Genomic DNA, 20189 nt, shown 5'->3' with positions numbered 1-20189 from the left:
ACTACTTGCCGCCAGCGACAGTGCCGCCACACTGGGCCAGGACGGAGGACATGGCGGTGCGTTCTGCCTGGGTCACCCACAGCTTGTACTTCGCCTTGACCGAAATCTGCCGCGCGACGTACGGGCAGCGGTAGGCGCGGCTGCCGGGCAGCCAGGTGGCGGCGTCGCCGTCGGACTTCTGCTGGTTGGCGGGGCCGGAAACGGCCAGCAGGTTCAGGGGATCGTTCGCCAGAGCGGTCCGCTGGGCCTTGCTGAGGCGCTGGGCGCCCTTCTGCCACGCGTCGCTGAGGGCGACGACGTGGTCGATCTGGACGGCGCTGCTGGTTTTGTTGCCGCGGGTGAAGGCGATGGTGGTGGCCGTGTACGGATCCGCCAGGGAGCCGGTCAGGACGATGCAGCTGTTCGTTCCCGGCTTGCGCGTGGTTTTGGTGAGGTCCCGGGCGAGGATGTCGTTGCGGGTGTCGCAGCCGTTGTGGTCCGTGTCGGACCAGGCGGGCCCGAACTCCTCCCGGTCGTAGCCCGTCTTCGGGGCGCGGCCCTTGACGGGCAGGCTGGCGAGGAGGTCGGCTGCTTTGACGGCGTAGCCGGGCGCGTAGCCGGCTGACCCGCCGGGGACAGCGTCCGACGACGGCTGCCGGGTTGCGCTGATGACCCCGCCGCAGGCGGTGGTGGCCAGGATGGCGGCGGCAAGGGCGCCGGCTGCAAGCCAGTTCCTCCTGCGGGGCGGTGCTTGGTGCAAGGCGGTTCACTCCCGTGGCGCTGGCTGTCGATTCAACGGTCGATAGTACTGGCCGGCGGGACGGAGCCCGCGGTGCCACGCGGATGACGCGCTGAAACGCAGAGAGCCCCGCACTGCCAGACGGCTTTGCGGGGCTTCTCCTAGCGGCAGGACCACCCCGGATGGGGGATACGCGGTGGGCCTGCTCCTAGGCTAGAGAAGTTTCCTGAAAATTGGCTAGGAGTCTTTGGTGAAGGTTCTCATCCTTGACTTCACTGCCGGGCTAAACCAGTGTTGAAATCGCACTGACCAGCAGGTTTTTCCTTCAAAAGGAGATGCGTCATGACTCTTCCCGCAGGCCTGACCCCCGGCATCTGGACACTCGACATGTCCCACAGCGAGATCGGCTTCAGCGTGCGGCACGCCGGGATCAGCAAGGTCCGGGGGCGGTTCCGGGAAGCCACCGGCGAAGCCCATGTGCGGGACTCCCTGGCCGATTCGTCGCTGCATGCCACCGTGAGCACCGCCAGCTTCGATTCCGGTGACGCCAACCGCGACGCGCATGTGAAGGGGGAGGACTTCTTCGACGTCGGACAGTTCCCGGCGATGACCTTCAAGGGCACGCACATCGACGGCGACGGCGAGGACTACACGCTGACCGGCGACCTCACCATCAAGGGCATCACCAAGCCTGTAGAGCTGGAGGTCGAGTTCACCGGCGTGGCCGTCGACCCGTTCGGGGCCACCCGCGCAGGCTTCTCGGCCGAAGCCGAGATCAGCCGCAAGGAGTTTGGCCTGACCTGGAACGCCGCCCTGGAAGCCGGCGGCCTCCTGGTCAGCGACAAGGTGAAGATCAACCTCGAAGCCGCCCTGGTCAAGCAGGCGTAGGCGCCGCTGGCCCGTCGGGGCTGCTTGGGCCCACACCGTCAGGGTTCCCTGGCCGAGCTTGCCAGGTTAGGGAGACGGTGGGGATTAGGAAAGCCGGGCGATGCTGCGCCGGACCGGCCGCGAGACTGTGCCGTCCGAGAAGAGCTCGGGCGACGACGCCTGGATGCGCTTGACGTCCTCGAACACGCCGCGCAGGTGCACCCGCAGTGAGCTGTCGGCTTCGGGGCGGTTGTTGGCTTCGAGCGCGTCCACCACGGCGGTGTGCTGTTCGATCAGCGTGGAGACGGGGCGGGTGTCGATGAGACTGAGCCGCCGCGCGCGGTCGAGGTGCGCCTTCGCGGAGTTGACCGCGGTCCAGGCGGACTCGTGACCGGCCAAGCGGAGGAGTTCGCGGTGGAAGGCCTCGTCGAGCCGGAAGAACTCCTCGACGTCGCCGGCGGCTTCCGCCTCATGCTGCGCGGCCAGGATCCCGCGCAGCCCGGCGAGCCCCGTGGCGTCGACCACTGCGTCCTTCAGGGAGGCGCATTCGATGGCCTCGCGGACGAACTGGGCCTCAGCCACGCGGCCCAGGTCCACGAGCGAGACAAACGAGCCGATCTGCGGGAAGACCTGCACCAGCCCTTCTTCGCGCAGCAGGATGAGGCTTTCGCGCACCGGCGTCCGGCTGACGCCGAGTTCCTGGGCGAGCTCGTTCTCGGACAGCGGCTCGCCGGGCGGGAGCTGCAGGGAGATGATGCGACGCCGGAGCGTATCCAGTGTCTGGTCCCGCACGGAAAGCCGCGGAGACTGCCCTTTTTCGGGTTTGCCGGTTGCCATGCATCCAGTGTAGCCACCGTTGACAAACTAGAATGGTAGTGCTTGTATGGTAGTCAGTAAGCGGCCGCAGGACTGCTCTCCTGTCCACCCCCGGCCATATTCAGGCAGAACCCCCTTCTTCATCGCCTGCAAAGGAGCAACTGATGACCGAGAGCATCGCACCGCCCACGGCCAAGACCGAAACAAGGACCACCCGCGACCTCGCGAAGGTGGCGGTCTCCGGCTGGCTGGGAACGGCCATGGAATTCATGGACTTCCAGCTCTACTCGCTGGCCGCGGCCATCGTCTTCAACAAGATCTTCTTCCCCGACGTCAGCCCGGTCATCGGCCTCATCGCAGCGATGGCAACCTACGGCGTCGGCTACGTGGCACGCCTGGTCGGCGCCGTCTACTTCGGCCGCATGGGTGACCGGATCGGCCGCAAGAAGGTCCTCTTCATCACCATCGCCCTGATGGGCGCGTCCACCACGCTCATCGGTGTGCTGCCCACCTACGCCATGGTGGGCATCTGGGCGCCCATCCTGCTCGTGGCACTGCGACTGATCCAGGGCTTTGGTGCTGGCGCGGAAATCGCCGGCGCCACCGTGATGCTGGCGGAATACGCCCCCGCCCGCCGCCGCGGCCTGATCTCCTCGCTCGTCTGCTTGGGCACCAACTCCGGTACCCTCGCCGCCTCCGCGCTTTGGGCCATCCTGGTGGCGGTACTCTCCGAGGACCAGCTGCTGACCTGGGGCTGGCGCCTGCCGTTCCTTGCCAGCTTCCTGCTGATGATCTTCGCCGTCTGGATCCGCCGCTCCCTCAAGGAGAGCCCGGTCTTCGAACAGCGTGAGGACGTCGTCGACGGCGTCGCACTCGCCAAGCGTGACCTCACCGCCGACGCAAACACGTCCGCAGCAAACGAAGCAGACCAGCCCAAGCACAAGAGCCAGTCGACCAGCACGATCGAAGCCGCGCTGCACCAGCGCAAGGGCAAGTCCTTCCTGATCGCCCTCGGCCTCCGGTTCGGCCAGGCCGGCAACTCCGGCCTCATCCAGACCTTCCTCATCGGCTACCTGGCCACGGTCCTGCTCATGAACAAGTCCGTCGGCACCACAGCCATCATGATCGGCTCGATCATCGGCTTCGCCACCATCCCGCTGATCGGCCTCCTGGGCGACCGCTTCGGCCGCCGGCCCCTGTACATCATCCTGAGCGCCATCACCGCAGTCTTCGCGATTCCCATGATGCTCATGGTCACCAGCGGCAACCCCACCCTCGTCACCATCGCCGTCGTCGCCGGCCTGAACCTGGGCGTACTGAGCCTCTTCTCGATGGAGAGCGTCACCATGGCCGAGTTCTTCGGAGCCCGCACCCGCTTCACCCAGCTCGCCCTGGCCAAGGAGATCGGCGGCATCCTCGCCACTGCCATCGGCCCGATCCTCGCCGCCACGCTGACCGCCGTCACCGGGCACTGGTGGCCGCTGGCCGCCATGCTCATCGGCTACTCGCTGATCACGCTGGTCGCCGCAACTGTTGGCCCCGAGGTCCGCGGCCGCGACCTGGTCCGCCTGGAAGACGCCGCATGAAAGCCGTTGTTGTCCACGGCGCCAACGACCTCCGCATCGACGAACGCCCCGAGCCCGTCGCCGGGCCGGGGGAGGTTGTCCTCCACGTCGAATGGGGCGGGATCTGCGGATCCGACCTTTCCTACTGGCGCCACGGCGCCTCCGGAACGGCGCAGCTGAAGTCCCCGCTGGTCCTCGGCCACGAGGTGGCCGGCCGGATCGCGCAGCTCGGCGACGGCGTCGAAAACCTCGACGTCGGCCAGCCGGTCACCGTCCATCCCGCCGAACTCGTGGGGGACGGGATCATGCCGGAACGGCTGAGCGGCCGGACCAACCTGTACCCCCGGATCCGGTACTTCGGTTCCGCGGCTTTCGATCCGCACACCGACGGCGGCTTCAGCGAACGGAAGCTGGTCCGCGCGTCGCAGATCCGTCCCCTTCCTGACGGCGTGGACACCCTCCGCGGGGCACTTGCTGAACCCCTCGCCGTCGCCCTTCACGCGGTCAGCCGCGCCGGTGACCTCGCCGGCCGCGACGTGCTGGTCAACGGCGCCGGGCCGATCGGATCCCTGGTGATCGCCGCCGCCAAGTACGCCGGCGCACGGACCGTCATCGCCACGGACATCAACGACGCCTCGCTGCGGATCGCAACTGCCATGGGCGCGGACGAGATCCGCAACCTCTCCGACGGAGCATCGCTGCCGGAGGACGTGGAGTTGGTGTTTGAGGCAACCGGCATTCCCGCCGTGCTGGGCGGCATCCTCCGGGCCACCGCCCGGGGCGGCACCATCGTCCAGGTGGGCAACCTGCCCGGAGCCCCCGCCCCGGCCGCGCTCGGGGACCTCGTGACCCGCGAGATCACCTGGATCGGCTCCTACCGGTTCGCGGACGAGATCACCGACGCGCTCAAGGCCATGTCCGACGGCCTGGACGTCGCACCCGTCATCACCCACAAGTTCGGCATCGACCAGGCCGCGGAAGCAATGCGGATCTCCGCGGATCCGGCCGCCGGCAGCAGCAAGGTCATGCTCCGCCTCTCCTCACCCAACTGACTCGCAGTAGATGTCGTTTTGAGCCCTCAAAACGACATCTACTGCGAGCTACTTGCCTCCCACCCAGACATAAGAAGGACCAACCAGTGAAGATCACCGACGCACGCGTAGTGGTTTCGTCGCCAGGACGGAATTACGTCACGCTCGTTATCGAAACCGAGGACGGGATTACCGGCATCGGCGACGCCACCCTCAACGGACGTGAACTGGCTGTGGCGTCCTACCTGTCCGAGCACCTCTGCCCGCTGCTGATCGGCCGCGACGCCCGCCGCATCGAGGACGCGTGGCAGTACTTCTACAAGGGTGCCTACTGGCGCCGCGGGCCGGTGACCATGACCGCCATCGCCGCTATCGACGTCGCACTTTGGGACATCAAGGGCAAGGCCGCCGGCATGCCGGTGTACGAGCTGCTGGGCGGCGCGGCCCGGGAGGGCGTCATGGTTTACGGCCACGCCAGCGGATCCTCGCTGGAGGACCTCAGTGCCGACTTCCAGCACCACCTGGACCTCGGCTACAAGGCCATCCGCGCGCAGGCTGCCGTGCCGGGTCTGGAGAAGACTTACGGGATCGCGCCGGTGGACGGCAGGACCTACGAACCCGCCAGCGGCAACATCCCGCAGGAGGACCTGTGGGAGACGACGGCGTACCTGGACTTCGCGCCGAAGATGATGGCCCACGTGCGGGAACAGTTCGGCTACGGCGTGCACGTCCTGCACGATGTGCACCACCGGCTGACGCCGATCGAGGCCGGCCGGCTGGGTTCCTCGCTGGAGCCGTTCCGCCCGTTCTGGATCGAGGACCCCACTCCGGCCGAAGACCAGTCCGCGTTCCGCCTGATCCGCCAGCACACGACGACGCCGATCGCCGTCGGCGAGGTGTTCAACTCGATCTGGGACTGCCAGCAGTTGATCACTGAGCGGCTGATCGACTACATCCGCACGTCCGTCTCGCACGCCGGCGGCATCACGCACCTGCGCCGCATCTTCTCGTTGGCTGACCTGTACGGCGTCCGCTCGGGCTCGCACGGCGCGGGCGACCTTTCGCCGGTGTCCTTCGCCGCCGCGCTGCACGTGGACATGAGCATCCCCAACTTCGGCGTCCAGGAATACATGGGCCACCGCGACCCCGCCAACGAGGTGTTCAAGACGTCCTACTCCTTCACCGACGGCTACATGCACCCCGGTGACGCCCCCGGCCTCGGCGTCCAGTTCGATGAGGAGGCGGCGGCCGCGTTCCCGTTCGACCCGAAGTACCTGCCCATCAACCGCCGGCTCGACGGGTCGGTGCATGACTGGTGAGTAACCCGACTGAAGCACCGCCGTTTGACGTCGTCGCCATGGGGGAGATCCTCCTCGAGGTGGCCACCGACGTCCCGTTCGGGCACGGCGTTCCGGCGCAGCTCGGCATATCCGGCGACGCGCTGAACGTCGCTGCGGCTGCCGCTGCGGCCGGTGCCCGCACCGCGCTGCTGGCAGTACTGCCCGACGACGACCTCGGCCAGGCGGTCGCTGCCAGGATCGCCGAACTTGGCATCTCCGCCGAACTCCTGAAGTTCCGCCCCGGACAGCAGGGCGTGTACCTGGTGCACTGCGACCCCGACGGGCAGCGCGAATTCTCCTACGCGCGCAGCGGCAGCGTCGGCTCCACCCTGGGGCCGGACGACGTGGACCCCGACGTGTTCGCGGCCGCCGGCGCCGTGATCGCGGGCGGCATCGCCTGCGCCATCTCTGCCAGCTCCCGCGCCGCCGTCTTCAGGGCAGCCGAGGTGTCCCGCCGCTTTGTCTTCGATCCCAACTACCGGCCGCGGCTCACCTCCGTGGAGGACGCGACGGCGGCCGTACTTGAGCTGGCACCGAAGGCGTTCCTGGTGACGCCGTCGTTCCCGGGGGAGACGTCGGCGCTGCTGGCCACGTCCTCGCCTGCCGAGGCGGCCGGTAAGCTGCGCTCGCTCGGCACCGCCAACGTCGCGGTGACCTGCGGGGCCGAGGGAATCCAGCTGGAAAGCGACGCCGGGCCGGCATGGATCGACGCCATTCCTGCTCCTGCCGTGGTGGACCAGACCGGCGCGGGCGACGCCTTCGTGGGAACGCTCACCGCGCGGCTGGTGCTCGGCGACAGCCTTTCCGAGGCCGCCCGGTATGGCGCGGCAGCGGCGTCGCTCGTGGTGGGCGGCAAGGGCGGCACGGGCTTCATTCCGAGCTTCGAACAGACCCGCGCCCACGCACTGTCTGTCCCTTCCGGCAGGACATCCGAAGGAGAGCTGTCATCGCACGCCTGAGCAGTGCCAATCTGGGCAGCAGCGGCCATCAGCCCCCGCTGCAGCGGGACAAACTCAAGCCCGGCATCGTGCACCTGGGCCTGGGCGCCTTTGCCCGCGCCCACACCGCCGTCTTCACCGAGAACGCCATGCTGGCCAGCGGAGAACCCAATTGGGGGATCACGGGCGTAACGCAGCGCTCGGACACTGTGGAGCGGCAGCTCGCTCCGCAGGACGGGCTCTTCACCGTGACGGAGCGGGGAGAAGGTGCGGCGCCGCTCCGCGTGGTGTCCAGCATCGTTAACGCCGTCTCCGGACGGGACAACCCGGCCGCTGTGGTGGACCGTATCGCCGCGCGGGAGACGCTGGTGGTCACGCTGACCATCACGGAGAAGGGCTACCGGATCGATCCCCGCACCGGCTCGCTCAATCTGGAGGATGCGGAAGTTCAGGCTGACCTGGATGGCCGTGCCCCGCTCACGGCCATCGGGCAGATCGCCCGGGGGCTCCAGCAGCGTTCGCGAACCGGCGCCGGGCCGATCACCGTGGTCTCGTGCGACAACCTTCCCGGAAACGGCGAACTGACCCGGAAACTGGTCCACGCCTTCGCCGCAGCACTGCCGCGCGAGGAAGCCGCACCGCTCACCGCATGGCTGGACGCGAACGTCACGTTTCCCAGCACCATGGTGGACCGGATGGTGCCGGCCACGACGGCGGGTGACCTGGACGCCGTCGAACGTGAACTTGGACTGCGCGACGAGGCCGCCGTGGTGGCCGAGCCGTTCATGCAGTGGGTCATCGAAGACAACTTTGCCGCGGACCGCCCGCGCTGGGAGGACGCCGGCGCCCTGTTCAGCAGCGACGTCGCGGCCTGGGAGGCGGCCAAGCTGCGGCTGCTGAATGCGAGCCATTCGCTGCTGGCGTACCTCGGCCTCGCCGCCGGCAAGGAGACCATCAGCGACGCCGTGGGGGAGGACGCGTTCTTCACCGCTGCCCGGCGCATGATGGCCGAGGACGTCCTGCCCACCATCCAGCTCCCGGAAGGGCTCGACGCGGATGAGTACTGCGCCCAGGTTTTGAAGCGGTTCGCCAACCCCGCGCTCGGCCACACCACGGCCAAGGTGTGCAGCGACGGGTCACAGAAGATCGGCCTGCGCCTGCTCAGCACCGTGCGCGGAAACCTCGACGCCGGCCGCGAACCGCGGTGGGCGGCGCTCGCCGTCGCTGCCTGGATGCGGCACGTGGCCACCACGCCGGCAGACGAACTGGACGATCCGCTGGCCGCCGAACTCCACGCCGCCCTGCCGGCATCGCGGTCCGCCGCCGTCGTGGTCCCCGCGCTGCTGGGCTGCCGCAGTGTCTTCGAGCCCGAACTCGGAGCGCACGCCGGACTCGCCGGCCTCCTCATCCACTGGTACAGCATTATCGACACGCACGGGCTGGACGGCCTGAGAAAAGAGATCAACCATGGCTGACGGCACCAGCGTTCTGAACGTTTCCCCGGTCATCCCCGTGGTGACCATCGAGGAGCCTCAGCACGCGGTTCCCGTTGCCCGGGCCCTGGCCGACGGCGGCGTCCGGATCATCGAGCTCACCCTGCGGACCGACACGGCGCTCACCTCGCTGAAGGCCATCGCCAACGAGGTCCCGGACATCCTGGTGGGCGCGGGCACCATCCTCACGCCCGGCCAGGCCGACGCCGCCGTGGCCGCGGGCGCGCAGTTCCTGGTCAGCCCCGGCGTGACGCCGTCGCTGCTGGACCACATGCTGTCCCTCGGGCTTCCGGTACTTCCGGGCGTGGCCACGGTGGGCGAGGTGATGGCCGTGCTGGAACGCGGGCTGGACACCATGAAGTTCTTCCCGGCAGGCCCTGCCGGCGGACCGTCGTACCTGGCGGCCATCGGCGCACCCGTCCCGCAGGTGACGTTCTGCCCCACCGGCGGCATCAGCCTGGCGACGGCGCCGGACTACCTCAAGCTGCCCAACGTCAGCTGCGTCGGGGGAAGTTGGCTGACGCCGCGCGCCGCCGTCGAAAGTGGGGACTGGCAGCGGATCACTGACCTGGCGCGGGAAGCGGCACGGCTGGCTGACGGCTGACTACGCGTTGCTGTTTGAGGGCTATTTCTCGCCGGCGCGCTCGAGTGCCTGGTCGTGCTCAGTGTGGGCCTGGCGGATGAGGTCCATGAACTCGGTTTCGTTCCGGATGAGCCGCTTGTACTTCTCCGGGAGTTTCTTCAGTTCCTGCTCCTCCCGGACCAGCTTGTCGAAGATCCGCTCGCGTTCGGCAATGTCCGTCTCGTAGTTGAGGTCCACGTAGGTGGTGGCGTGCCGCTTCGCGCCCGAGACCATGGTCTTGGCTTTGCCCTTGGGGCTGAGCAGGGACCCGATGATGGTGACGGCGAGTACGCCGAGGATCACGGTGAGCGACAGGCCGGTGCTGATCTCGAGGACGTTCACGTGTTCGCCGTCGTTGATGAACGGCAGGTTGTTCTCGTGCAGGGCGTGCAGGATCAGCTTCACCCCAATGAAGCCAAGGATGGCGGCAAGGCCGTAGGAGAGGTAGATGAGGCGGTCGAGGAGTTCGTCGATCAGGAAGAACAGCTGCCGAAGGCCCATGAGCGAGAACGCGGTCGCCGTGAACACGATGAACACGTTCTGCGTCAGGCCGAAGATGGCCGGAATGGAGTCGAGCGCGAAGAGGATGTCCGTCGCGCCGATGGCCACCATCACCAGGAGCATCGGGGTGAGGACCCTCTTGCCGTCAACCTCGGTGAAGAGCTTGTCGCCGTCGAAATGCTCGGAGGCGGGCAGGAACTTCCTGGCGAGCCGGACCACCAGGGTTTCACTGTCGTCGTCGTGGTTGTCCGGCTTGAGCAGGTTGCCGGCGGTGATGAGCAGGATCAGCCCGAAGATGTAAAACACCCAGGCGAAGCTGTTGATCAGGGCGGCGCCGAGGAAGATGAAGCCGGTCCGGGCGAGCAGCGAGAAGACGATGCCGAACAGGAGCACCTTCTGCTGGTCGGCGCGGGGCACCTTGAAGCTGGCCATGATGATGAGGAAGACGAAGAGGTTGTCCACGGACAGCGCCTTCTCCGTCACATAGCCGGCGAAGTACTCGGTGCCCATCTTGGAGCCGCCGAAGAGCCAGATGCCGAGGCCGAACACGAGGGCCATGCCCACATAGATGGCCGACCACGTGGCGGATTCCTTCAGGGACGGGGTGTGTGCCTTGCGGACGTGGAAGAAGAAATCGAAGGCCAGGAGCGCGACGATTCCGGCGATCGTGAGAATCCAGACGATAGGGGGAACTTCCATGCTGCCTCTTTCCTGAATGTGATTCGGGGGAGCGCTTGGAATCAACCCTACCCAGCCTTCCTCAACTGACTCGCAGTTGTTGTCGTTTTCAAGGCTCAAAACGACAACAAGTGCGAGTCAGTTGGGCAGGCGGGGGCTGGGGTGCCTGACCGGGTCCCTGCTCAGCCGTACATCAGCGAGCCCGGCGTGGTGAGCTGCTGCCCGGTCTCGAGCCAGGTCTTCAATCCGGAGAGGATCATCGGCCAGCCGCCGTAGAGCTGTTCGTTGGCGCCTTCGCGGAGCTGGTCGTGCGTGACAGTGAGGTGGCAGGAGTCCTCGCCCACGGGCTCGATCTCCCAGGTGACCCGGGAGGTGCCCTCTGCCTTGACGTCCTCGCCCCAGAGCGCGCGCATGGTCTGCACCAGCCGGCGCGGGGGATCGACCTCCAGGTTTTCGCCCTCGCCCAGGAGTTCCCCGGCCTTGGGGTTGCCCATCTCGAAGCGGGAGCCCGGCGTCCAGTCCGACTTCAGCGTGTTCCCGAACTGGTACTTGCTGCGGATATCGCTGTCCGTGATGGCCTCCCAGAGCCGTTCCGGAGTGGTTTTGATGTAGATTTCGAAAATCTTTTCCATGGGACTTTCCAATCGGGTCTTGAGGTCGCTGAGCGCAGCGGCCCATGGTTCTGCATATTTGCTCACCCACCGGTCGTGGACGAGCCTGATGGGCACCGGATTGAGGAAGTGCAGTTTCTCGCGGCCGCGGCGCCGGGTCACCACGAGGCCGGCTTCCTCCAGGATCCTCAGGTGTTTCATGACGCCGAAACGGGTGATCTGGAACCGCGCCTCCAGGGCACCCAGGGTCTGGCCGTCCTCGCGGAAGAGCGCGTCCAGCAGGTCCCGGCGGATGGGGTCGGCGAGGGCCTTGAATACGGCGTCCACGGGATTAACGATAGGTGACCATTTAGTCACATGTCAACGGTCCGAAGACTCGTGGCCGCCCAACTAAGTAGCAGATCAGGGCGTTCCCAGTGCTGGGAACGCCCTGATGTGCTACCTAGTCGGGGGCTTCATCCCGTGATGCCTGCGGCGGTGCGTTGCTGAATCGGCACAGGCTCGGCCAGCTGGGCCAGCCCATCAGTGAATCGATGTCTCCAGCACCTTGGCGTCCTGCACCTCCCGCTCCGGGAGCGGGGCCTCTTGGGGCGCAACCTTGTCGTGGTTCCGGCCGATGACTGCGGTGGCGATGGCATTTCCCAGGATGTTGGTTGCGGTGCGTCCCATATCCAGCAGTTGATCGATCACCAGCAGGACACCTATGCCTGCGGCAGGGATGCCGAAGGCAGGGACGACGGCGGCGACCACCACGAGCGAGCCGCGCGGCACGCCGGCCATGCCCTTGCTGCTGAGCAGGAGCATGGCAGTCATCGCGATCTGCTGCCCAAGATCCATGTCGATGCCGTAGGCGTTGATCAGGAAGACCGACGCGAAGGTCATGTACATCATGGAACCGTCCACGTTGAACGAGTAGCCCAGGGGCAGGACGAAACCGGTGGTGCGCTTTTCGATGCCGAACCTGGTCAGGCCTTCAATGAGCTTGGGCAGCGCGGCTTCACTGCTGGAGGTGGCGAAGGCAATGACCATGGGTTCGCGCACGATCCGGACCAGCCGGAAGGCGGCCCGTCCAAGGAATGCGACGGCGACGCCGACCATGATGACCCACAGGGCGGAGAGGGAGACGTAGAAGCCGCCGATGAATGATGCGTAGGTGGCAAACGCGTCGAAGCCCTGTGCGGTGAAGGCTGCCGCGATGCCGGCGAATACGCCCACGGGTGCCGCCAGCATCACATACCCGGTGACCTTCAGCATGACGCCCATCAGCTCATCGATGGCATCAGCAATGGAGGAGCGGCCCTTCTTCCGAAGGTTCAGCAGCGCGATGCCGAAGAGGGCGCCGAAGACGAGGATCTGGAGCGGGTTGTTTTCCGTGAGGGCGGCGAAAACGCTGGTGGGGATGATGTGGGTGATGAACTCCTGGTAATCGAGGGCCTTCGTTTCCATCCCCGCGCCACCGCCCGGCACCAGATGGAGGCCGTCACCGACGTTGAGTACGTGGGCCGTGATGAAACCGAAGGCGCCCACCAGGGCCGAGGCGGACAGGAACCAGATCATCGAGCGGCCAAAGAGCTTGCCCACCCCGGCGGATTTGGCCGCTCCTGCGATGCCGGAGACCAGAGTGGCAAAGATGAGCGGGGCGATGATCATCTTGATGAGGTTCAGGAACATGTGCGTGGCGGTGTCGAGGACAGTCACGACGGATTCGCGCGCGTCACCCGGCAGGAGCCAGTGGAATAGCAGGCCGCTGAGGATTCCGAACACGAGCGCTGCCAGAATCCACATTGTTGATTTGTTTTTCATACTCAGTCCTTGCGTAGCGGCCGGGCCTGGGGCCCGGTGTTGGAACGGATCTCGTCATCGGGTTCCGTTTTCTCCGTGGTCGGTTGGGATTTTGGGCACGACGGCGTGCCCCGGCGCCCTGATCGGGCGGGGCTGGGGTCGTTGGTTGAGCTTGACCTGGTTTCGGCAGGCTCAACCGGCGGTTGCGGGAACCCGGCAGGTGGGGATTATTTGCTGAGGTTGGCCAGGCGTTCGGGGCTGAGGAGTTCCTGGAGTTGGGTTTGGGTGAGCAGGCCGTGTTCGAGGACGAGTTCGGCGACGCCGCGGCCGGTGGCGAGGGCTTCCTGGGCGATGGCGGTGGCGGTGGTGTAGCCGAGGTGGGGGTTGAGGGCGGTGACCAGGCCGATGGATTGTTCCACGGTGAGGCGGAGGTGTTCGGTGTTGGCGGTGATGCCGCGGACGCAGCGGGTGGTGAGGGTGCGGCAGGCTGCTTCGAGGTGGGTGATGCTCTTGTGCAGGCTGTGGACGATGACCGGTTCGAAGGCGTTGAGCTGGAGCTGCCCGGCTTCGGCGGCCATGGTGATGGTGACGTCGTTGCCGATGACCTCGTAGGCGACCTGCGAGACCACTTCCGGGATGACCGGGTTGATTTTGCCGGGCATGATGGAGGATCCGGACTGGACGGCGGGGAGGTTGATCTCGCCGAGGCCGGCACGCGGGCCGGAGGAGAGCAGGCGGAGGTCGTTGCAGATTTTGGAGAGTTTGACGGCGACGCGTTTGAGCACGCCGGAGAGGTGCACGAACGCGCCGACGTCCTGGGTGGCTTCGATGAGGTCGACGGCGGTGACCAGGGGCAGCCCGGTGATCTCCGCCAGGTGCCGGCAGGCGGCCTCGGCGTAGCCGGCGGGGGCGTTCAGCCCTGTGCCGATCGCGGTGGCGCCGAGGTTGATCTCGTGGATGAGCAGGTCCGCCTCGGCCAGCCGCTGCCGGTCCTCGCCGATGGTCACGGCGTAGGTGCCGAATTCCTGGCCGAGGGTCATGGGGACGGCGTCCTGGAGCTGGGTGCGGCCCATTTTGACGACGGTGCGGAATTCGAGGGCTTTGGCGGCGAAGGCCTCTTCGAGTTCGGCGAGGGCTGAGAGGAGTTCCCGGGCGGCGAAGATGGTGCCGAGCTTCACCGCAGTCGGGTAGACATCGTTGGTGGACTGGGAGAGGTTGACGTGGTCGTTGGGGTGCAGCCGTGCGTAGTCGCCCTTGGGGTGGCCGAGGATTTCCAGTGCCCGGTTGGCGATGACCTCGTTGGCGTTCATGTTTGAGGATGTTCCGGCGCCGCCCTGGATGACGTCGACGACGAACTGGTCGGCCAGGTGCCCGTTCATGACGTCGGTGCAGGCGGTTTCGATGGCTGCGGCCCGTCCGGGGTCCAGGAGGCCGAGTTCGAGGTTGGTGCGGGCGGCGGCGAGTTTGACGGCGGCGAGGCCGCGGACCAGGTGCATGTTGGTGGAGAGCGGCTGCCCGGTGATGGGGAAGTTCTCCACGGCGCGGAGGGTGTGCACGCCCCAGTACGCGCCGGCGGGGATATCGCGGTCACCGAGCAGATCATGCTCGGAACGGACAGCCAGGTCAGGGGCGGGGATGGTGATGGTCAAGGGGTCCTCACGGCTTCGTTGACGGGATTGGACGGCAAAATAGGTGTGCTGTGGGCATGGTCTATGGCATGCCGAGCGCAAATGCGGGAACAGTAGCGTTTCGAGTTGCGCAGCGACCGGGCATGGCCATTGCCGGCAGCTGAGTGGCCCTGGGGCAATCCAAATTGAGGCTACCGCCGGCCGCGGTCAGGCCGCAGCATGGGCAGCGCGGACGTATCAGAGACGGCGATCGTCGGTCAGTTCTCGCCGCCGGGCACAAGGCTGCCCAACGCGCACTCCACCCCGTGCAGGTGGCGCGTCATGGCCCTCGACGCTTCTTGCGCGGACCCGCGTTCAATGGCAGCGAAAATGCGGGCATGTTCCCGGTCGGATTCCTTGCGCCGGTCAGCTACGAGGTTCAGGGTATTCGACTGGTCGCCCATGGCTTCGCGGATGTCCGTCAGGACGCCCACAAAGACGCCGTTGCCGCTGCACCGGGCGATGGTGGCGTGGAATTCAGCGTTAAGAAGGATCCACTGCTGGAGATCGTCTTCGTCCGACATGGCCTCGAGAATTTCGCGTAGTGCCTCCACGTCTTCGGCAGTCCGGCGTTCGGCGGCAAGGGCAGCGGCAGGTACTTCAATGTGGGGCCGCGCCTCCACCAGGTCCCGGGCGGAATACTTGCCGAGCTTCAGGTCCTGCACAACCCGGTCCGCGATGACGAAGGTGCCCTTGCCCGTGAACGTTGCCGTCAGACCGAGCGCATTGCACGACTTCAGTGCTTCACGGACCATGGATCGGCTTACCCCGTAGAGCTGGGCCAGGGAAGCCTCGGAATCCAGCCGCGCACCCACAGGGATCTTGCCGGCTTCAATGGCGTTTCGAAGAGATGCGAACACGGCCTCGGCCGCACCGACCCGCACTACTTTTTCTTGTCCAACTGTCCAGCTGTCCAACAGGTTCATGCAATCAATATGGCACGCGTCACGAGGGCCTGTCAACGTGCTGCCGTGGAGACCCAAGTAAGCAGCAGATCAGGGCGTTCCCAGCGCTGAAAACGCCCTGATCTGATACATACTTGGCGGGGAAAGGCGTACGACGGCGTCACGTCGCCAGGGTCAGCAGCTTCCCGTCCGTTACGGCCCCGCGGGAGAGCGTCTTGTAGCCCTCCTGCTCGAAGAGCACGGTGATCACGTCCTCCTCGTGCCGCATCACGATGCCGGCGCCCCATTCCTTGTGCACCACGGCGGCCTGGAGGGGGAACGGTTCCCCGCCAGCGGCCGCCGCGGCGCCGTCGTAATCCTCCTCGTACGCGGAACCGTCGGCGCAGTTATCGCAGTTGCCGCAAGGCTCGGGCAGGTCCTCGCCGAAGTAGCCCAGCAGGAACTGGCGCCGGCAGGCGTCCGTCTCCGCGTAGCCGCGCGCCATCTCGATCCGGGAGCGGTCCACGCGCTGGCGTGCTTCGGCGAGTTCGACGGCGTGTTCCACCACCTTGGGCAGCCTGGCGCCGGCTTCCAGCCGGACGCCGCGCTTGCCGGTTTTCACGGAGCGGGTTTCCTGCAACTGATTCAGCAGCCCGGTCAGCCGGCGGGCCGGGATGCCGGTCTGCTCGGCGAGCGCTTTCTGGGTGACCGGACCGTCCGCAGCACGCAGGGCGGTGAGGACGGTGAGCAGCGCGTCCTCGTCCGGCTTGTGGGTACCGAAGAACTTGCGCAGGCCGAGGTCCTCCGGCCGGTAGTGGAGAACGGCGGAGGCGTGCTGCCCGTCGCGGCCTGAGCGCCCGATCTCCTGGTAGTAGGCGTCGAGGGACTCGGGGATGTCGGCGTGGATCACGAAGCGGACATTGGGCTTGTCGATGCCCATGCCGAACGCGGTGGTGGCCACCACCACATCCAGTTCGTCGTCGAGGAACTGCTCGTGCACCTCGTCCCGCTCGCTCTGCTTCCGGCCGGCGTGGTAAGCCTCGGCCCGAAGCCCGCGCCCGGTCAGATCCAACGCGTAGGATTCCGTGTCCTTGCGCGTCGCGGCGTACAGCAGGCCGGGACCCTTGAGCCCGGCGTGAAGTTCGGCAGCCTGCTCCACCACGGCACGCTGCTTGTCCCGGTCCCCGACGTGCCGCACCACGCCGAGCCGGATGCTGGGGCGGTCGAAGCCGTGGACCAGCACCAGCGGATCCTTCATGCACAGGCGCTGGTGGATCTCGTCGCGGACCGGGGGAGAGGCGGTGGCGGTCAGCGCGGCGACGGGAGGATGGCCGAGCTGCCGGCGCACCTCGCCCAGCCGCAGGTAGTCGGGGCGGAAGTCGTGCCCCCAGGAAGAGACGCAGTGGGCCTCGTCCACCACGAACAGCGCAACGTCCATGGCCGCCAGCCGCTCCACCGTCTCGACCTTGGCCAGCTGCTCAGGGGCGAGGAAGAGGAACGCGGCCTCACCCCGCCCGGCCGCCTCCCACGCGTCCTCAACCTCGGAGTCCTTCCGTCCCGAGTTGATGGCGACGGCGGACTCCCCGCCCAGGTCCTCCAGCAGGCCGTCCAGTTGGTCCTCCTGCAGCGCAATCAACGGGGAAACCACGACGGCGGGACCGCGCCTTGCCCTGTCGGCCGCGGGGTCGTCGGGGTGCTTCGTCCTTTCGTGGCCGCCGTGGAGGAACAGGGCGGCCACCTGGTAGATGGCTGACTTGCCGTAGCCGGTGGGCATCACCGCGAGCACGTCCCGGCCGGCAGCCAGGGCAGTCATCCCGGCGAGCTGGCCGTCCCGGAGGTGGGGGAGGCCGAGCCTGTCGGCGGCGATGCGGCGCAGGGTGGCTTCGGCTGCGGGGCTTCCGTCGCTGGGGCTTCCGTCGCTGGGGCTTCCGGCACTGGGGGCGAGGGCGTCGGTCATGGTGGCAGCTCCGTAGGGGCGTTCCGAGGCCGGGTGTCTTCAGCCGTGGAACCCACCCTAGTGTGAGGTCCGGCCGCCGTCATGTCCCCCTTGGCCAGGCCGCGCTCGTCCGGTCAGCGGGAATGGACCCCTCTGGCCGTGGTCTGGAACCGGGTATGGGAGTGGATTCTGGTGGTCGCATGGGCAACCCTGGACTTGGGGATGATGATCTCCCCGTGGCCGCCCCGGCTCATGTCGCGGATGAGGCCGGTCCCGGCCACCTCCCTGGTCCAGGAAATCCCTGCGACGGCAGCCTCTTTGGTGGGGTACTTGACCGAGACCGCCACGAGCGTTCCCGTCCCGTCCAGAAGCCTGACGCGGAAGCCTCCGTCCGGGGCATCGGTGATTTCAAAGTAGCCGGCCATGGCAAACCCCTTCGTTCGTTGCTGGTTCTGGCATGTCCCCATACCTCATTTTGGACCTTTCCCGCCATGAAGGAGCCCCGGGATGGCCGCCGGATTCCGTAAGCAACCGGCCATTGAAGCCCCCTCCGGGCAGGAGGACAATGCAACTGCCATATAGAGCCACAACCTCAAAGGAGACGGAGATGGCTGGCGGAAACGGACTGATCAAGCGTTTTTACGATGAGGTGCTGACGGGCGGAAATCTGGCGATCATCGACGAGATGGTGGCGGACGACGTCGTCGACCACGAGGAGGGCTTTCCCGGCCAGCCCCCGGGCAAGGAGGGCGTGAAGTTCTATGTGAACGCGGTGCGGACGGCGTTCCCGGACCTCGCGGTCAAGACCAGCGAGCCGGCGCTCGCCGACGGGGACCTTGAGGCGGCCCACGTGATCCTGACCGGAACGCACCAGGGCGAGTTCGCGGGGATCCCGGCCACTGGCAAGTCGGTGGAATTCTCGGGCATCGACATCATCCGCGTGCAGGACGGCAAGGTCGCCGAGCACTGGGGATCGACGGACACGCTGAGCCTCATGCAGCAGATCGGAGCTGCGCCGAAGTAGGGCCGCAACAGCTGCCCGTTTCGGGAACTAAAGCACGACGACGGCGGGCGGCCGCCGCCGTCGTCGAACGTCTTTCCGGCGCGTCTTTGGGGACGCGCCGTGGCGTCCCGGCCTGCCCTCCGGAAGCCCTGTATTATCCCTTCAGGGGGCGGTGACGCCAAAGCGTCAAACTGGGGGACAGCAGCAGATGTGCAAACCATAAAGCCGTAAGTAACGGGCTTTTTGAAGCCGTGTGCCCGCTGTCACGCGACGTGTCATCCACCGCAAATCTCCGCCCACCCGGGCGATGGTTTGGCAGGGGGATTATCCGCTCGACCCACCCCTTTTCCGCACCACCCCCTTCCGCACTGCCCACCTCTTTCTCACTCCGCCACCTCGGCGACCCCTGCTGTCGCCTGCCCTGAAAGGACCGCAATGAGCCACCCCGGCCCAACCCCGCCGCCGCCCTCCGACTACACCACCTACGGCGCGCCGCAGTATGCGAACGGGCAGTTGCTGGACGGGCAGAACGCTGGGCAGGCGTATCCGGGGCCGTACGGGGCGTTCCCCGGGCAGTACGGGGCAGAACCGCAGAAGTCCTTCCTGGTCACCTGGCTGTTCGCACTGCTCCTTGGCGGCCTGGGCGTGGACCGCTTCTACCTCGGCAAGATCGGCACGGGCATTGCCAAGCTGCTGACGCTGGGCGGTGTTGGCGTCTGGTCGCTCGTGGACCTGATCATGACGCTGGCCGGGAAGCAGACGGACAAGAACGGCCGGCCGCTGGCAGGGTATGCGCAGCACAAGACGGTGGCCGTTGTGGTCACGGTGGTCCTTCTGGTGGTCAACCTGGTGGTTGGCGTGTTCAGCGGGATCGCCGCTGCGGCTGTGGTCCGGGAGGCCGCCACCCCGCCGATCATCTCGGCCGCACCTGTCACCCAGGAGAGCGCCGCGGGTTCACCGGCGGCGCCGGAGACCACCGAGGAAGCAGCTGCCGGGGAAGACCGGCAGCACCTGGAGGCCCGGACGCTGACGGGCACGGGCGACGCCGTCAAGTCGGTTGATCTCAAGGGACTTCCCGCCGTGGTGACCTTCACCTGCAAGGCCTGCAGCGGCAACACCGTCCTGGAAACCAACGGCGCCGAGATACTGCTGGTCAACACCACGGGCGCCTACGCCGGTTCGCACCTCGTGGACACCAGCGCGGGCGCGCCCACCACGGAGTTCAACGTCAGCGCCGATTCCGCCTGGACACTGAAAATCGAGGACATCGACAGCGTTCCCTCCTCCACGGACAAGGTCACCGGCCACGGCGACAGGGTCCTGTACTGGGACGTGGCCACCGACAAGGCAGCCATCACCAACAAGGGCGAAAGCAACTTCGTAGTGCAGGGCTTCGGCAGTGAGGTTCCGGAGCTGGCCGTGAACAAGATCGGTGACTACAGCGGCACCGTGAAGCTCACCCCGGGCTTCATCCAGGTCAACTCCGACGGCGACTGGACCATCACCGCGAAGTAACCTTCCCGCATCCGCGCTGACGTTTCCCGCGCGGCGCATATGCCGACGGCGGCCGTCCCCGGAATGGGGGCGGCCGCCGTCGTTGTCGGGTGAGGGCCCAACTGGGTAGCAGTACAGGGCGTTCCCAGCGCTGAGAACGCCATCTGCAGCTACCCAGTTGGGTTCACAAAAATAAGATTTTGTAATCAAATGAGAAATTATTCTTTTTTTATCACGGCATGG

The 20189-nt window shown here is 66.7% G+C and carries 18 protein-coding genes; 9 read left to right on the top strand and 9 right to left on the bottom strand.

The genetic code is table 11. The features are described from left to right. Position 1: 1 nt before the first annotated feature. The gene (locus tag ACFQ50_RS18635; protein ID WP_377997123.1) at positions 2–739 is read right to left on the bottom strand and encodes an HNH endonuclease family protein; all 738 of its coding nucleotides are present in this window, start codon (positions 737–739) and stop codon (positions 2–4) included. Positions 740–1060: 321 nt separating this feature from the next. Here ACFQ50_RS18635 and ACFQ50_RS18630 point away from each other — a divergent pair, with 321 nt between their 5' ends. Next, on the top strand, positions 1061–1606 hold the full coding sequence (locus ACFQ50_RS18630; RefSeq protein ID WP_377997122.1) for a YceI family protein: 546 nt from the start codon (positions 1061–1063) through the stop codon (positions 1604–1606). Positions 1607–1690: 84 nt separating this feature from the next. On the opposite strand, the gene ACFQ50_RS18625 is transcribed toward ACFQ50_RS18630, so the two are convergent. Continuing rightward, the gene (locus tag ACFQ50_RS18625; protein ID WP_377997121.1) at positions 1691–2422 is read right to left on the bottom strand and encodes a GntR family transcriptional regulator; all 732 of its coding nucleotides are present in this window, start codon (positions 2420–2422) and stop codon (positions 1691–1693) included. A gap of 143 nt (positions 2423–2565) precedes the next feature. Between ACFQ50_RS18625 and ACFQ50_RS18620 the strand changes: the two genes are divergently transcribed. From ACFQ50_RS18620 to eda, 6 genes are all read left to right on the top strand, one after another. After that, positions 2566–3987 (top strand): MFS transporter, encoded by a 1422-nt coding sequence (locus tag ACFQ50_RS18620; protein ID WP_377997120.1) that lies wholly within the window; start codon positions 2566–2568, stop codon positions 3985–3987. Next, positions 3984–5018: an L-idonate 5-dehydrogenase gene (locus ACFQ50_RS18615; protein WP_377997119.1), complete on the top strand. Its 1035-nt coding sequence runs from the start codon at positions 3984–3986 to the stop codon at positions 5016–5018. Before ACFQ50_RS18620 ends, ACFQ50_RS18615 begins: the two co-directional genes overlap by 4 nt. Positions 5019–5104: 86 nt before the next feature. After that, positions 5105–6316, top strand: coding sequence for a D-mannonate dehydratase ManD (manD, locus tag ACFQ50_RS18610; protein ID WP_377997118.1), 1212 nt, complete (start codon positions 5105–5107; stop codon positions 6314–6316). A 38-nt stretch (positions 6317–6354) separates the two neighbouring features. Continuing rightward, entirely contained in the window at positions 6355–7296 is a 942-nt protein-coding gene (locus ACFQ50_RS18605) for a PfkB family carbohydrate kinase (RefSeq protein ID WP_377997140.1), read from the top strand. A 68-nt stretch (positions 7297–7364) separates the two neighbouring features. Beyond that, a complete protein-coding gene (locus tag ACFQ50_RS18600; protein WP_377997117.1) occupies positions 7365–8750 on the top strand; it encodes a mannitol dehydrogenase family protein in 1386 nt (461 codons plus the stop codon). Continuing rightward, positions 8743–9372, top strand: a complete 630-nt coding sequence (eda, locus tag ACFQ50_RS18595; RefSeq protein WP_377997116.1) for a bifunctional 4-hydroxy-2-oxoglutarate aldolase/2-dehydro-3-deoxy-phosphogluconate aldolase — start codon at positions 8743–8745, stop codon at positions 9370–9372. The genes ACFQ50_RS18600 and eda overlap by 8 nt, the downstream gene beginning before the upstream one ends. A 21-nt stretch (positions 9373–9393) precedes the next feature. On the opposite strand, the gene ACFQ50_RS18590 is transcribed toward eda, so the two are convergent. The 7 genes from ACFQ50_RS18590 to ACFQ50_RS18560 all read right to left on the bottom strand — a co-directional run bounded on the left by ACFQ50_RS18590 (position 9394) and on the right by ACFQ50_RS18560 (position 17874). Beyond that, a complete protein-coding gene (locus ACFQ50_RS18590) occupies positions 9394–10590 on the bottom strand; it encodes a TerC family protein (RefSeq protein ID WP_377997115.1) in 1197 nt (398 codons plus the stop codon). A gap of 161 nt (positions 10591–10751) precedes the next feature. Next, positions 10752–11507, bottom strand: coding sequence for an ArsR/SmtB family transcription factor (locus tag ACFQ50_RS18585; protein WP_377997114.1), 756 nt, complete (start codon positions 11505–11507; stop codon positions 10752–10754). Positions 11508–11702: 195 nt separating this feature from the next. Beyond that, positions 11703–12983, bottom strand: a complete 1281-nt coding sequence (locus ACFQ50_RS18580; protein WP_377997113.1) for a dicarboxylate/amino acid:cation symporter — start codon at positions 12981–12983, stop codon at positions 11703–11705. 206 nt (positions 12984–13189) lie between these two features. Further along, the gene (locus ACFQ50_RS18575) at positions 13190–14605 is read right to left on the bottom strand and encodes an aspartate ammonia-lyase (protein ID WP_377997139.1); all 1416 of its coding nucleotides are present in this window, start codon (positions 14603–14605) and stop codon (positions 13190–13192) included. 242 nt (positions 14606–14847) lie between these two features. Further along, positions 14848–15555 carry a FadR/GntR family transcriptional regulator gene (locus ACFQ50_RS18570; RefSeq protein WP_377997112.1) on the bottom strand — a complete coding sequence of 236 codons (708 nt, stop codon included), beginning with the start codon at positions 15553–15555 and terminating at the stop codon, positions 14848–14850. A gap of 139 nt (positions 15556–15694) precedes the next feature. After that, the gene (locus ACFQ50_RS18565) at positions 15695–17470 is read right to left on the bottom strand and encodes a RecQ family ATP-dependent DNA helicase (RefSeq protein ID WP_377997111.1); all 1776 of its coding nucleotides are present in this window, start codon (positions 17468–17470) and stop codon (positions 15695–15697) included. Positions 17471–17583: 113 nt separating this feature from the next. Beyond that, positions 17584–17874: a YegP family protein gene (locus tag ACFQ50_RS18560; RefSeq protein ID WP_377997110.1), complete on the bottom strand. Its 291-nt coding sequence runs from the start codon at positions 17872–17874 to the stop codon at positions 17584–17586. 182 nt (positions 17875–18056) lie between these two features. Between ACFQ50_RS18560 and ACFQ50_RS18555 the strand changes: the two genes are divergently transcribed. After that, positions 18057–18473: an ester cyclase gene (locus ACFQ50_RS18555; protein WP_377997109.1), complete on the top strand. Its 417-nt coding sequence runs from the start codon at positions 18057–18059 to the stop codon at positions 18471–18473. A 414-nt stretch (positions 18474–18887) separates the two neighbouring features. Next, positions 18888–19967 (top strand): TM2 domain-containing protein, encoded by a 1080-nt coding sequence (locus tag ACFQ50_RS18550; protein WP_377997108.1) that lies wholly within the window; start codon positions 18888–18890, stop codon positions 19965–19967. Positions 19968–20189 lie beyond the last annotated feature (222 nt).

Source organism: Arthrobacter sp. NPDC056493, from assembly GCF_042795115.1.
In the GTDB taxonomy this organism is placed as follows: domain Bacteria; phylum Actinomycetota; class Actinomycetes; order Actinomycetales; family Micrococcaceae; genus Arthrobacter.
The sequence above is the reverse complement of the archived record's forward strand: the minus strand, read 5'-3'. Positions and strand labels throughout refer to the sequence as shown.